Genomic DNA, 13,523 nt, shown 5'->3' on the forward strand with positions numbered 1-13,523 from the left:
TTCAGACGGCGTTTCGGTCAAAGCTTCCCGAACCTGCTCGACGGTTTCGCTGACAGTTTCAACAGCCGATTCAACAACTGATTCAATATGCCCTTTGACGCTTTCTGCTAAAGATTCGGCATCTTCTTTAATATTTTCAACTACTTGAGCAACTTCAGATTCTACTTTTGCTGCGGTTTCCTGAACTTGAGCCTCCTCAGGAGCCGGAGTTTCCTGTTTTTTCTTGCGACGGAAGAAGCTGAACATTAAATTTTCCTTTTAATTTTAGAAACTTGAAATAGGGAGTATTGTAGCGTATTTTACGTGGCAAGGTCGTCTGAAAATCAAGGTTGTCAGGTTTTGGCATTTCCAACGTCTAACAAGGCAAACCCTCCATACAGGAAACATAGAGATGAAACCCCGTACCTTCTTTTCCCTTTGTGCCAAGTTCGGCTGCCTGCTTGCGCTTAGCGCCTGCTCATCCAAAATGATGGATACCGAAGCCGCAACCGTACCGCAAGCATTGTCCTCTTTGAAAACTCCTGACAACCGCCCTGCCAGTGTCTTCCTAAAAAAAGACAAACCAACCCTGATTAAATTTTGGGCAAGTTGGTGTCCTCTGTGTTTGTCCGAACTGGGGCAGACCGAAAAATGGGCGCAGGACAAGCGGTTTAGCTCCGCCAACCTGATTACCGTCGCGTCCCCCGGCTTTTTGCACGAGAAAAAAGACGGCGACTTCCAAAAATGGTATGCCGGTTTGAACTATCCCAAGCTGCCCGTCGTGACCGACAACGGCGGCACCATCGCCCAAAGCCTGAATATCAGTGTTTACCCTTCTTGGGCGTTAATCGGTAAAGACGGCGACGTGCAGCGCATCGTCAAAGGCAGCATCAACGAAGCGCAGGCATTGGCGTTAATCCGCGACCCGAATGCCGATTTAGGCCGTCTGAAAAATTCGTTCTACAAACCCGACACACAGAAAAAGGATTCAAAAATCATGAACACACGCACCATCTACCTCGCCGGCGGCTGCTTCTGGGGCTTGGAAGCCTATTTCCAACGCATAGACGGCGTGGTGGACGCCGTATCCGGCTACGCCAATGGCAAAACAAAAAATCCGAGTTACGAAGACGTGTCCTACCGCGATACAGGCCATGCCGAGACCGTCAAAGTCACCTACGATGCCGACAAACTCAGCCTAGACGACATCCTGCAATACTATTTCCGCGTCGTTGACCCGACCAGCCTCAACAAACAAGGTAACGACACCGGCACGCAATACCGCAGCGGCGTGTACTACACCGACCCTGCCGAAAAAGCCGTCATCGCCGCCGCGCTCAAACGCGAGCAGCAAAAATACCAACAGCCCCTCGTCGTCGAAAACGAGCCGCTGCAAAACTTCTACGACGCCGAGGAATACCATCAGGACTACCTGATTAAAAACCCCAACGGCTATTGCCACATCGACATCCGCAAAGCCGACGAACCGCTGCCGGGCAAAACCAAAGCCGCCCCGCAAGGCAAAGGCTTCGACGCGGCAAGGTATAAAAAACCCGGCGATGCCGAACTCAAACGCATCCTGACCGAAGAGCAATACCAAGTTACTCAAAAAAGCGCGACCGAATACGCCTTCAGCCACGAATACGACCATCTGTTCAAACCCGGCATTTATGTGGACATCGTCAGCGGCGAACCCCTGTTCAGCTCTGTCGACAAATTCGATTCCGGCTGCGGCTGGCCGAGCTTCACCCGCCCGATTAACGCCGCCGCCGTTACCGAACACGACGACTTCAGCTACAACATGCGCCGCACCGAAGTGCGCAGCCACGCCGCCGACTCACACTTGGGGCACGTTTTCGCCGACGGCCCGAAAGATAAAGGCGGCCTGCGCTATTGCATCAACGGCGCAAGTTTGAAATTTATTCCTTTGGAAGAAATGGACGCTGCTGGCTACGGCGCATTGAAAGACAAAGTGAAATAACGGATTGAATCGAAAAAGGCCGTCTGAAAAAGATTTCAGACGGCCTTTTTGATTTGTCGGATGTAGAGGGTTGGTTTCTTATCTATCAAAAAATCTCAATAACTAAGAAAGTGCACCCTACAAAAGCCTTTTAAATTCGTTTTGCCAACTCTTCGGCTTTACCCACATACAACGCAGGGGTCAGCTCAAGCAATTTGGCTTTGGCTTCTGCCGGAATTTCCAACGACTCGATAAAGAGTTTCAACACTTCAGGCGTAATGCCGTCTTTACCGCGTGTCAGGTCTTTCAGCTTCTCGTAAGGATTGGCCACACCATAACGACGCATTACAGTTTGAATCGGCTCGGCCAGCAGCTCCCAAGTAGCGTCCAAATCGGCAGCAAGGGCGGCAGGATTCGGCTCAAGCTTGTTCAGACCGCGCAGATGGGCGGCAAAACCCAATACGGTATAGCCCACGCCTACGCCCATATTGCGCAATACGGTGCTGTCGGTCAGGTCGCGCTGCCAACGGGAAATCGGCAGTTTTTCAGACAAAAAGCCCAATACGGCATTGGCCATACCGAGGTTGCCTTCGGAATTTTCAAAGTCGATTGGGTTGACTTTGTGCGGCATGGTAGAAGAACCGACTTCGCCTGCTTTGACTTTTTGTTTGAAGTAACCCAAAGAAATATAACCCCAAACGTCGCGGTTGAAGTCGATCAGAATCGTGTTGACACGGCTGATGGCTTGGAAGAATTCCGCCATATAGTCGTGCGGCTCGATTTGAATGGTGTAAGGGTTGAAGGTCAGGCCGAGGCTGATTTCGACAAAGTTGCGGCAATGGGTTTCCCAATCCACATTGGGATAAGCGACCATATGGGCATTGTAGTTGCCGACTGCGCCGTTGATTTTGCCGAGGAATTCTTGCGCTTGCAGGTTTTTAAACTGGCGTTGCAGGCGGTACACGACATTGGCGATTTCTTTACCCAATGTGCTTGGTGTAGCAGGCTGGCCATGCGTGCGGCTCATCATAGGGACGGCAGCCAACTCATGCGCCATGCCGGTCAGTTTTTCGATGATTTCGGCCAATTTCGGCAGCAAAACAGTCTCACGCGCTTCTTGCAGCATCAAAGCGTGGGACAGGTTGTTGATGTCTTCACTGGTGCAGGCAAAGTGGATGAACTCGCTGGCAGCAGCCACTTCAGGCACGCCGGAGAAGCGTTCTTTAAGCCAATATTCGATGGCTTTGACGTCGTGATTGGTGGTCGCCTCAATGGCTTTGACGGCGGCGGCATCTTCAAGTGAGAAGTTTTCGATCACTTTGTCGATTTCAGCAAGCGTAAAATCGCTGAAAGCAGGAACTTCTGCAATCTTAGGCTCGGCGGCAAGGGCTTTGAGCCAGTTTAATTCAACTTTGACACGCGCACGCATCAGGCCGTATTCGGAGAAAATCGGACGCAATGCTTCAACGGATTTGGCATAGCGGCCATCTAATGGGGAAAGTGCAGCGATAGGGTTAATCATGTCGGATCTTCCTATGGGATGAAAACCAAATTGTTTGCAATTATACATGATTTTACACTTCAAGGCCGTCTGAAAAGCAGGTTTCAGACGGCCTTTTCGGCGTATTTTTCATAAATTTCTTTTCAGAGGTTCAACTTTGCAAAATCGATTTACGATATATGCCATCTTCACGGATAATATCGGCTGACTTTCTATAAATAATGAGGTTTTATGAATATCAAACGTTTTTCCCTAGCTGCAACCGTATTTGCGGCTTTGATGTTGAGTGCCTGTGAAACAACCACCACATCGAGCGGCGGCGGCAGCTGGACCAATATCGGCACCATCTCTGAAGGCAATATCAAAGTGGCCATTGATAGAAGCAGCATTAAAAGAAATGGCGCACTGGTTACTTTCCGCGATAAAAAAACCGTTTCCAAACTGAAAGAGGAACGTTTCGTCAATACGCCGGCCTATAAAACAGCCATCGGCAGCTGGGAAATTCATTGCTCAAACAAAACCTATCGCTTGGCAGCGCTGCAACTGATGGACGAACACGGCCGGGTGATTTCCAACCAAAGCTATACGCCGACCAGCATCCGCCCAATGAGCGTCATGAGCGGCACGATTACTGAAAAACAATACGAAACTGTGTGCGGACATAAGCTTTAATCCACACTTATTCACAAAGTTATCCACAGTTTAAATATTTAAAAGGCCGTCTGAATGCTTTAAATATCAAGTTTCAGACGGCCTTTTTATGTTTTGATGGAAATTTATCTTCAAATTTATCCACAAAATTTGTTTATTCAAAAATAATTTATTACAGCGATTCATTCACGCTCAAAATTTGCTTCATTCTTTGCAAGGGCATTTCACAAAATACTGCTTTCTACTCTATTTACTGACTTACTATCTACTTAATCGAGCTGTATTTACAGACTACCATGCATCAAACTGGATCTGCACTAAATGCTTTTCACACAGGTATTCCAATCTTTTGGAAAAAACTTTCTTCTCCAAATAAACACCTTTCCTTTGCTGATACAGCCCATCTTTAACGCAGCCTTGCCCCTGTTTCTCCGTCAATAATCTGGCTGGGCGTTTTCTGCTTACCTATCAATCCGCCTACAACCCAAACTTTCCTGCCAAACTGTCTTCTGACTTCTCTTTCTGTTTTGCACGCCCGTTTGCCTGCACGATTGCATGAAGTAGATACTAAAGGCTTTTCCAAAACCTGACACAAACGCCTTGCACCTGCGTGCGCAGGAACCCTGACAGCCAATTTACTGCGTCCTTTCCCCCGCAATGAGGACAATACTTTTTTGCCGGCCGGCAATAAGAAAGTTTTCGGAGCCGGCCATGCTTCATGCAGCATGGTTTGGATATTTTCAGACGGCCTTTGCAACAAAGGTTGCAACTGTTCCAAGCTATGGCCAATGACAATCATGCCTTTGTGTTGCGGTCGTTTTTTCAGATGAATCAGTTGATTGAGTGCTTTAGGCAAAGTAGGGACACAACCCAAGCCATAGCAAGACTCAGTAGGATAGGCGACCAAACCGCCTTTTTTAAGATGCGCCTGCAACCTGCGTTGGGCTGCAGCCGATAAAATTCTGGGGAACATCATCATCATACCAAGGCCGTCTGAAACTGCGATTGTCAGACAATCTGTGTTCAGACGGCCTATTTCTATTCATTATTAACGGTTGATGGCTTTATCGGCAATGTCCTTACGGTATTGCATACCGTCAAAACGGATTGTTTCCAATGCCTCATAAGCCTTGCTTTTAGCTTGTGCAACATCATCGCCCAAACCGACTACACACAACACACGGCCGCCATTGGTTACCACTTCGCCTTTTTCATTCGTTGCAGTACCGGCATGGAAAACTTTACCTATTTGATTGGCCTTATCCAAGCCGAAGATCACATCGCCTTTTTTCGGAGAGTCAGGATAGTTTTGTGCGGCCAACACCACACCTACTGCAGTCTGCGGATTCCATTCGGCAGCAACACTATCCAGTTTGCCGTCGATTGCCGCTTCAACCAAGTCCACCAAATCGCTATCCAAACGGCTCATAATCGGTTGGGTTTCAGGGTCACCGAAACGGCAGTTGAATTCAATGGTATAAGGCGCACCGGTTTTATCAATCATCAAGCCCGCATATAAAAAGCCGGTAAACTCATGACCTTCTGCTTTCATACCGACCACAGTCGGCAAAATAATTTCATTCATCGCGCGCTCGTACACGTCAGGCGTTACCACCGGAGCGGGGCTGTATGCGCCCATACCGCCGGTATTAGGGCCTTTGTCGTCATCCAGCAGGCGTTTATGGTCTTGGCTGGTTGCCATCGGTAAAACATGATTGCCGTCCACCATAACGATAAAGCTCGCTTCCTCGCCTTGCAGGAAATCTTCAATCACGACGCGCGCGCCTGCATTGCCCATTTTATTGCCCAACAACATATCGTCGATAGTGGCATGGGCTTCATCCAAAGTCATAGCGACAATCACGCCTTTACCGGCAGCCAAACCATCCGCTTTAATAACAATCGGCGCACCTTTTCGATTGACGTAATCATGTGCCGCATCGGCATTTTCAAAGGTTTGGTATTGCGCAGTCGGAATCTTATATTTTGCCATAAATGCTTTAGCAAAATCCTTTGAGCTCTCCAGTTGGGCCGCGTATTGAGTTGGGCCAAAAATCTTCAACCCGGCAGCACGGAAATCATTCACCACACCGGCAGCCAAAGGAGCTTCAGGGCCGACTACGGTAAAGGCAATATTTTCATTACGGCAAAAATCAATCAAATCTTGATGCGCCGTCAACGCTATATTCTGCAGTTTAGGCTCAATTGCCGTTCCGGCATTACCAGGTGCTACAAAGACAGTTCCTACCTTAGACGACTGCGCCAATTTCCAAGCCAGTGCGTGTTCACGTCCACCATTACCAATAACGAGCAATTTCATACCATCTCCTTGAAGAATAGATGTTGTAAATAAAATTCAATCGATGGAATATTGTTCCATCTTGCATAGCTGTTTCAAATTAAGAATAATATTGCACCAAGACAACCATACTCTAATTTCAAACAACGAAAGGACAAATCATGCAAAAACGTATTGATGAAATTCAAAGCAAATACCGCGAATGGTGCGAATTACTGCCGCAACTGGAAGCAGATATCGCCCGCTGGAAACATGCTGCAAGCCTCATGCAAGACATGGATGACTTCTATACCAACGAATACCAAGTGTGTTATCAAGCCATTGAAGAAGGTGCAGATGTTGATTTGCGTACACAGGGCGAATACAGCATTATGAGCGAAGATGCCCTATGGAACGCACTGGGGGAATTTCATCAACTGGCTTGGGAACACCTGCGCTCAAGCGTAAATGCTTTAGACAAATACCAAGGCTAAAACATCAAAGGCCGTCTGAAACTTTTGATTTCTCAAATATGTTCAGACGACCTTTTATTCAAACGGCTTCTCAATATCTACTTCAATTTGACGCGTATTTTTCCAAGCAGCAATACAAGCTTCATAATCGGCCAATGCTATTTTCACTGTCAACTTACAATCCAGCTGCAAATCCTGTTCCACAATATCGGCCTGATATTGTTTGGCAATCCGTATAGCCTCATTCAAAACAGGATATTCACACTTCAACCAAACTGTCTTTTCGACATTCTTTTCAACAACTTCAGCTATCGCCAATGCCTGAGCCGTTGATTCCTTATAAGCATGAATCAAACCGGGAACACCCAATAGCGTACCGCCAAAATAGCGCACAACCACAACCAACACATCCGTTACGCCGACAGAATCAATCTGTCCCAGAATAGGGCGGCCTGCGCTTCCGGACGGTTCTCCATCATCGTTTGCACGAAACTGCATTCCGTCCACACCCAATCGATAGGCGTAACACCAATGTCGTGCTTTGTGATGCTCTTCCTTTAATGGGTCGAGATATTTCTTCACATCGGCCAAAGTGCGGATCGGATAGGCGTACGCGATAAAGCGGCTGCCTTTATCTTTAAATTCAGCCTGTGTCGGTGTGGTAATGGTTTTATAGGTCGTAATCATGCCAAAATATTTTCAGACGGCCTTTGTTATAAAAGGCCGTCTGAACGTTTCACGTGAAACATTAGTTTTTCAGTGCTTCAGTCAGTTGAGGCACAACTTCAAACAAATCACCAACCAAGCCGTAATCTGCCACATTGAAAATCGGAGCGTCAGCATCTTTGTTGATGGCAACAATCACTTTACTGTCCTGCATACCGGCAACGTGTTGGATGGCTCCGGAAATACCGATAGCAAAGTACAGTTGCGGCGCAACCACTTTACCGGTTTGACCGACTTGGGCATCGTTTGGCGCATACTCGGCGTCAACTGCCGCACGGGAAGCACCAATCGCTGCACCCAAAACATCCGCCAAAGGAGTCAACACTTCATTGAATTTTTCAGCACTGCCCAATGCACGGCCACCGGAAACAATCACTTTTGCCTGAGTCAATTCAGGGCGGTCAGACTGGGAAAGTTGACGGTTTACGAAACGGCTCAGGTTTTGAGCAGGCATTGCCTCAACATTGACCACTTCTGCATTACCGCCTTGTCCGGCAGCATCAAATGCGGTTGCACGGAAAGTCAGCACCAGCTTTTCAGAATTGGATTGAACAGTTTCAAATGCATTACCGGCATAAATCGGACGGACAAATGTTGAGTTATCCACAACTTCGGTTAAATCCGAAACTTGTGGCACATCCAACAGGGCGGCTACTCGGGGCAACAGATTTTTACCAAACGCTGTTGCAGTCGCAGCCACATAGCGGTAATCCGCAGCCAGTTTAACAACCAAAGGCGCTAATTCTTCTGCCAAACCTTCAGCGTAATAAGGCGAATCGGCTACTAAAACTTTCGCTACGCCTGCAACCTGTTTCGCCTCTTCAACCACCGCAGCAGCATTACTGCCGGCAACCAATAAATCTACATTACCCAATTTGGCGGCAGCCGTTACCGCATGCAAAGTGGCAGGATTCAAATGTTGGTTATTATGTTCCGCAATAATCAATACGTTCATTTCATACTCCTTAGATCACTTTGGCTTCGTTTTTCAGTTTTTCAACCAACTCGGCAACATCCGCCACTTTCACACCGGCTTGACGTGCTTTAGGTTCGGCAAATTTCACGGTATTCAAACGCGGAGAAATATCCACAGCCAAATCGGCAGGACTCAATTTTTCCAAAGGTTTTTTCTTTGCCGCCATGATATTAGGAAGTTTGACAAAGCGTGGTTCGTTCAAACGCAAATCTGCACTGATGACCGCAGGCAATTTCAATGCAACAGTCTCTTCGCCGCCGTCAATTTCACGGGTTACCAATGCTTCTTCGCCTTCAATTTGCACTTTTGATGCAAAAGTACCTTGAGCCGCATTCAACAACGCAGCCAGCATTTGGGCAACTTGGTTGGCGTCATCGTCAATTGCCTGTTTACCCAGCAGTAAAATTTGCGGATTTTCTTTATCCGCAACAGCTTTCAGCAATTTCGCAACGGCCAAAGGCTCCAACTTCGCATCAGTCTCAACATGAACCGCACGGTCGGCACCCATCGCTAAAGCAGTACGCAACGTTTCTTCGCATTTTTTCTCGCCAAGAGAAACAGCAACAATCTCGCTTACTTTTCCGGCTTCTTTCAAACGGACAGCTTCTTCTACCGCAATTTCATCGAACGGGTTCATCGACATTTTGACATTACCGATATCCACATCGGAACCATCGGCTTTCACACGAACTTTGACGTTGTAGTCCACTACGCGCTTTACTGCGACCAGTGCTTTCATTCAATTCTCCTAAAAAGAATGTCCATCAAATCAAGCATACTGCTTTTGATAATACATTCTTTATATAAAATCCAATTCGGTTTTCACCAACATGACAAAACCAAATTTGTATAAATCTTGGCAAATAGAGCGGAATTATATCATTTCTAAAGCATTTACTCAGAAAATAAATCCAACTCCCCAGCAATTATTTACCGTATGCTGCAACACAATCCATCAAGGTTTGGTAAACCTCGTCAACATTGGGAATTTGAGCAATCCCGCCTAAATTTTTTGCATAAGCCGAAACTTGAACGCCGGTCTTGGCCGGATCTGTATCTGTATAAATTCCTACAACAGGCTTTTCCAGTGCATTGGCAAGATGCAGTAGTCCGGTATCTACGCCAATAATACCCTCTGCGTTTTTCAATAAAAATGCAGCCTGTAATAAATTCATTTTGTCGCAAACCGAAGCAAACGGTAAATCGCTTGCAATCTGTTCGGCACGCATTTTTTCGGTTTCATTTCCCCACGGCAGATACACATTGCATTGTTGCTCTTCATTCAACTTTTTCAATAATGCACGCCAGTGTTCTACCGGCCATAATTTACTGTCGCGACTGGTTGCATGCAAAGCAACGTAATAAGGGGATTGCAAATTTTTCAGACGGCCTGATTCAGGAACCGACAAACCAAATACCTGCGTCTCAGGCATTGTATAACCAAATACTTGTGCAAATAATTCACGGTTTCGCCAAACTGCATTTTTGCCTTTCGGTACGACAAACGTTTTACTATATGCAAGGGCAGCCAAACTTTCACGCGCGCTGTGTTTATCTAAACCGTAAATAGGGGATTTCGCCATTTTGGCAAAGCATGCGCTTTTAATCAGTCCTTGACTATCTAAAACAAAATCAAAAGATTCAGCCTGTAAATCTGTTTTCAGACGGCCTATTTCACGCCACGTTTCAGCCTGAAAAAGGTGTTTGCGCCACTGCCGCCATTTCATTACATGAACCTTTTTGACAAAAGGATGTAAGCGGGCAATATCTGCAAACCCTGCCTCACACAGCCAATGGAGCTCTACCTCAGGACATTGTCGCGCCAAATCTTCAACTGCGGGCAACGTATGAATTAAATCGCCCATACTGGACAAGCGGACAAGTAAAATCTTCATATTTTGGAAAATGTTTCACGTGAAACAACAGAATTTTAAATATAATTTACTGATTATTAATGTATTTTTTTATTTCTTCGGCGTTTTCTAAAATAACTGCCCCGGCAGAATGCATTTCCTGCCATGCAGATTCAACCGTTTCCGGAGCAATGCCGCAGCAAGCAGCCTGATTGACGATGACTTTCCAAGCCCCGCCTTTAAGCAACTGTAAAACCGTTGTCTTCACACAATAATCCGTTGCCAAACCACCGACAATGACTGTATCTGCATTTTGACAGCGCAACCATTCGATCAAACCTGTACTGAGCTTTTCTTCAATATCGTGAAAACATGCGCCGTAGGGGTGTAACTCAGGATCGACACCTTTCCAAACGCAATAATCGTATTCCTTGGCTGAAGGCAGGCCATCCAACAACTCATAGCCATATGTTCCAACCATCGCATGCGACACCCAAGTCAAATCCGCATCGGGTAAACCCGTCGGTTTCAACATATCAACAGGATTATCCACAAGCCATTTTGCCGCGGCATGATGCGCATCTTTCGTCATCACGCGTAAATCTGCCAATGCAGCTTGGGCATTGAGTTCATCCGCAATCAGATGACCTTCGGCGACAGGCAATTCTTTCGGGCACAAAGGCGTAAACGTTTTTTGTGCATCTACATCGATAGAAACAATCATGGATTAATTTAACCTATTGATTTTATTTTATATTATTCAAATTGAGCATTTATTGCCCATGTACGGGCATTTGGAATAAATACTTTGTATTATAACAAATTACTACTGCAAAATGTGGGAAAACATCTATGATATGATGACAGTTTGCACAGAATATTTATCCACAAATTATGTCCTATTCGATTACGCCTATTGCAACCGTTCATTCCCCCTACAAACAAAAATTCGGCATTGCCCGCCAACCCGGTTTGGTTCCTGCGGCAGAAATTTGCATTAAACTCACTCCTGAATTTACCGCAGACAGCGTTCGGGGCTTGGAAGATTTCGACTATGTGTGGATAAGTTTTATTTTCCACGGTGTATTAGATGAAGGTTGGGCACAAATGGTGCGTCCGCCACGGCTCGGAGGCAAACAAAAAATGGGCGTATTTGCCACGCGTAGTCCGCACCGCCCCAATCATCTCGGTTTATCCCTGCTGAAACTCGAACGCATCGAAACAGGCAAACCTGTCCGCATCTATTGCAGCGGTGCAGACCTATTGGACGGTACTCCGGTAGTGGATATCAAACCCTACATCCCGTTTGTCGAATCCAAACCTGACGCATCATCAGGCTTTGTCAGCGGCAAACCTGAAGAATTGAACGTTGTCTGGGCAGAAAGTACGCTTGCAGAACATTTATCCACAGAAGAAAAACATCTCATTGAGCAAAGCATCGCCCAAGATCCTCGCCCTGCCTATCAAGATATTCCCGAACGGGTTTATGTAATGAATATTGCAGATTATGAAGTGCAGTTTAGGATAGAAAACAAATGTGCCACAGTGATTAAACTATCCACAATCTGATTACAAATTAAATCTACCTACAAACAAAAGGCCGTCTGAAATGTTCAGACGGCCTTTTAATTATCCACAGGCTATTTGATTCAGTCTGTTATCCTTTAGATTTTGCTGGCAAAGAATTCCAAGGTGCGAACCAATTGGCAAGTGTAAGACATTTCGTTGTCGTACCAAGCAACGGTTTTTACCAATTGTTTGTCGCCAACTGTCATCACACGGGTTTGAGTCGCATCGAAAAGTGAGCCGTACTCGATACCGATAACGTCGGAAGAAACGATTTGATCTTCAGTATAGCCTAAAGCATCGTTGGCGGCAGCTTTCATGGCTGCATTGATTTCTTCTTTGGTAACAGGGCGTTCGAGAACAGAAACCAGTTCGGTCAAAGAGCCGGTGGCTACAGGAACGCGTTGGGCAGAACCATCAAGTTTTCCATTCAACTCAGGGATAACCAAGCCGATGGCTTTAGCGGCACCGGTGCTGTTCGGTACGATATTCAATGCAGCAGCACGGGCGCGGCGGAAGTCGCCTTTGCGGTGTGGCGCGTCAAGGGTGTTTTGGTCGCCGGTATAAGCGTGGATGGTGGTCATCAGGCCTTCAACAATACCGAATTCTTTTTGCAATACCGCAGCCATAGGGGCCAGACAGTTAGTCGTACAAGAAGCGGCTGAAATAACAGTTTCGCTGCCGTCCAAAATATCTTGGTTTACGCCGTATACAACGGTTTTAACATCATTGCCGCCAGGGGCAGAAATCACAACTTTGCGCGCACCGGCACGGATATGGGCTTCTGCTTTGGTTTTATTGGTAAAGAAACCGGTACATTCGAGGACGACGTCCACACCCAGCTCGCCCCAAGGCAATTCTTCAGGATTAGGATTGGCAAATACTTTGATTTCTTTGCCGTTAACAACAATCGCATCATCTTTCAATTCGGCAGAGCCTTCAAAGCGGCCTTGAGTACTGTCGTATTTAAAGAGGTGCAGCAGCATATCGGCAGGAGTCAAGTCGTTAACAGCAACGACTTCGATACCTTGGGCTTTTTCAATTTGACGCAATGCCAGACGACCGATACGGCCAAAACCATTAATCGCTACTTTAATACTCATTTTGCTACTCCTATTAGATGGAATGGGAAAAATTTTTCAGTAAGGCTATTGTATCCTGAAATAAAATTACTTTCTAGGATTACAGATAATTACTTTTAAGTTGTTTGATTTAAATAAAGAAAATATGAAATTCTTGTTTGTAGGAAAATATCAGGTAAATCGAATCAGACTTAGCTTTTGATATTTTATTTCATAAAAACCATTTTCCAATCTTAAAAGTTTCATAAATTTATGAAAATCATAAACTTAGTTCTATTTCTCTATATTTTGTCATTTTTGTGTTGATAATTCAGTGTTTTCTTCAAATCATAATATTTTAATTTTTAAAATGATGATTTTGATGAAGAACCAAACTATCTGTGGATAACGGAATAACTTTCTTTAAAACCAATTTGATAGTCGCTTTTTATCTTTGAGGCCAACCTCAACTGAATGCCGGAATAAAAAAGGATAGAAT

At 45.8% G+C, this 13,523-nt stretch carries 13 protein-coding genes and 1 pseudogene; 4 read left to right on the forward strand and 10 right to left on the reverse strand.

Going from position 1 to position 13,523, the window contains the following annotated elements; genetic code table 11:
• Positions 1 to 246: pseudogene (locus Q1M25_RS04510) on the reverse strand (signal recognition particle-docking protein FtsY); the annotation flags it as partial.
• Between the two features lie 145 nt (positions 247 to 391).
• Here Q1M25_RS04510 and msrAB point away from each other — a divergent pair.
• Positions 392 to 1,960 carry a bifunctional peptide-methionine (S)-S-oxide reductase MsrA/peptide-methionine (R)-S-oxide reductase MsrB gene (msrAB, locus tag Q1M25_RS04515; RefSeq protein WP_300482220.1) on the forward strand — a complete coding sequence of 523 codons (1,569 nt, stop codon included), beginning with the start codon at positions 392 to 394 and terminating at the stop codon, positions 1,958 to 1,960.
• Positions 1,961 to 2,090: 130 nt separating this feature from the next.
• On the opposite strand, the gene purB is transcribed toward msrAB, so the two are convergent.
• Positions 2,091 to 3,461, reverse strand: a complete 1,371-nt coding sequence (gene purB, locus Q1M25_RS04520) for an adenylosuccinate lyase (RefSeq protein WP_300482223.1) — start codon at positions 3,459 to 3,461, stop codon at positions 2,091 to 2,093.
• A gap of 210 nt (positions 3,462 to 3,671) precedes the next feature.
• On the opposite strand from purB, the gene Q1M25_RS04525 reads away from it, so the two are divergent.
• Positions 3,672 to 4,112 carry a surface-adhesin E family protein gene (locus Q1M25_RS04525; protein WP_004519182.1) on the forward strand — a complete coding sequence of 147 codons (441 nt, stop codon included), beginning with the start codon at positions 3,672 to 3,674 and terminating at the stop codon, positions 4,110 to 4,112.
• A gap of 385 nt (positions 4,113 to 4,497) precedes the next feature.
• Here the strand turns inward: Q1M25_RS04525 and Q1M25_RS04530 are convergent, their stop codons facing one another.
• Positions 4,498 to 5,067: an L-threonylcarbamoyladenylate synthase gene (locus Q1M25_RS04530; RefSeq protein WP_063068648.1), complete on the reverse strand. Its 570-nt coding sequence runs from the start codon at positions 5,065 to 5,067 to the stop codon at positions 4,498 to 4,500.
• Between the two features lie 72 nt (positions 5,068 to 5,139).
• A complete protein-coding gene (gene purD, locus Q1M25_RS04535; RefSeq protein ID WP_300482227.1) occupies positions 5,140 to 6,411 on the reverse strand; it encodes a phosphoribosylamine--glycine ligase in 1,272 nt (423 codons plus the stop codon).
• Between the two features lie 140 nt (positions 6,412 to 6,551).
• Between purD and Q1M25_RS04540 the strand changes: the two genes are divergently transcribed.
• Positions 6,552 to 6,863, forward strand: coding sequence for a DUF4298 domain-containing protein (locus Q1M25_RS04540; RefSeq protein WP_150537067.1), 312 nt, complete (start codon positions 6,552 to 6,554; stop codon positions 6,861 to 6,863).
• Positions 6,864 to 6,917: 54 nt separating this feature from the next.
• Here Q1M25_RS04540 and Q1M25_RS04545 read toward each other — a convergent pair whose 3' ends face one another.
• From Q1M25_RS04545 to Q1M25_RS04565, 5 genes are all read right to left on the reverse strand, one after another.
• The gene (locus Q1M25_RS04545) at positions 6,918 to 7,529 is read right to left on the reverse strand and encodes a YigZ family protein (RefSeq protein WP_150537068.1); all 612 of its coding nucleotides are present in this window, start codon (positions 7,527 to 7,529) and stop codon (positions 6,918 to 6,920) included.
• A gap of 61 nt (positions 7,530 to 7,590) precedes the next feature.
• On the reverse strand, positions 7,591 to 8,523 hold the full coding sequence (locus tag Q1M25_RS04550; RefSeq protein ID WP_300482232.1) for an electron transfer flavoprotein subunit alpha/FixB family protein: 933 nt from the start codon (positions 8,521 to 8,523) through the stop codon (positions 7,591 to 7,593).
• 10 nt (positions 8,524 to 8,533) lie between these two features.
• Positions 8,534 to 9,283, reverse strand: coding sequence for an electron transfer flavoprotein subunit beta/FixA family protein (locus tag Q1M25_RS04555; protein ID WP_003686610.1), 750 nt, complete (start codon positions 9,281 to 9,283; stop codon positions 8,534 to 8,536).
• A gap of 187 nt (positions 9,284 to 9,470) precedes the next feature.
• Positions 9,471 to 10,439, reverse strand: coding sequence for a lipopolysaccharide heptosyltransferase I (waaC, locus tag Q1M25_RS04560; RefSeq protein ID WP_049333078.1), 969 nt, complete (start codon positions 10,437 to 10,439; stop codon positions 9,471 to 9,473).
• Positions 10,440 to 10,485: 46 nt separating this feature from the next.
• Positions 10,486 to 11,121, reverse strand: a complete 636-nt coding sequence (locus Q1M25_RS04565; protein WP_049333082.1) for a nicotinamidase — start codon at positions 11,119 to 11,121, stop codon at positions 10,486 to 10,488.
• 170 nt (positions 11,122 to 11,291) lie between these two features.
• Here Q1M25_RS04565 and tsaA point away from each other — a divergent pair, with 170 nt between their 5' ends.
• Complete coding sequence (gene tsaA, locus Q1M25_RS04570) at positions 11,292 to 11,966, forward strand: tRNA (N6-threonylcarbamoyladenosine(37)-N6)-methyltransferase TrmO (RefSeq protein WP_300482238.1); 675 nt, start codon at positions 11,292 to 11,294, stop codon at positions 11,964 to 11,966.
• A 95-nt stretch (positions 11,967 to 12,061) separates the two neighbouring features.
• Here the strand turns inward: tsaA and gap are convergent, their stop codons facing one another.
• A complete protein-coding gene (gap, locus tag Q1M25_RS04575; RefSeq protein WP_049335677.1) occupies positions 12,062 to 13,066 on the reverse strand; it encodes a type I glyceraldehyde-3-phosphate dehydrogenase in 1,005 nt (334 codons plus the stop codon).
• Between the last annotated feature and the right edge of the window lie 457 nt (positions 13,067 to 13,523).

It is taken from the genome of uncultured Neisseria sp. (assembly GCF_951230505.1).
Taxonomy (GTDB): Bacteria; Pseudomonadota; Gammaproteobacteria; order Burkholderiales; family Neisseriaceae; genus Neisseria.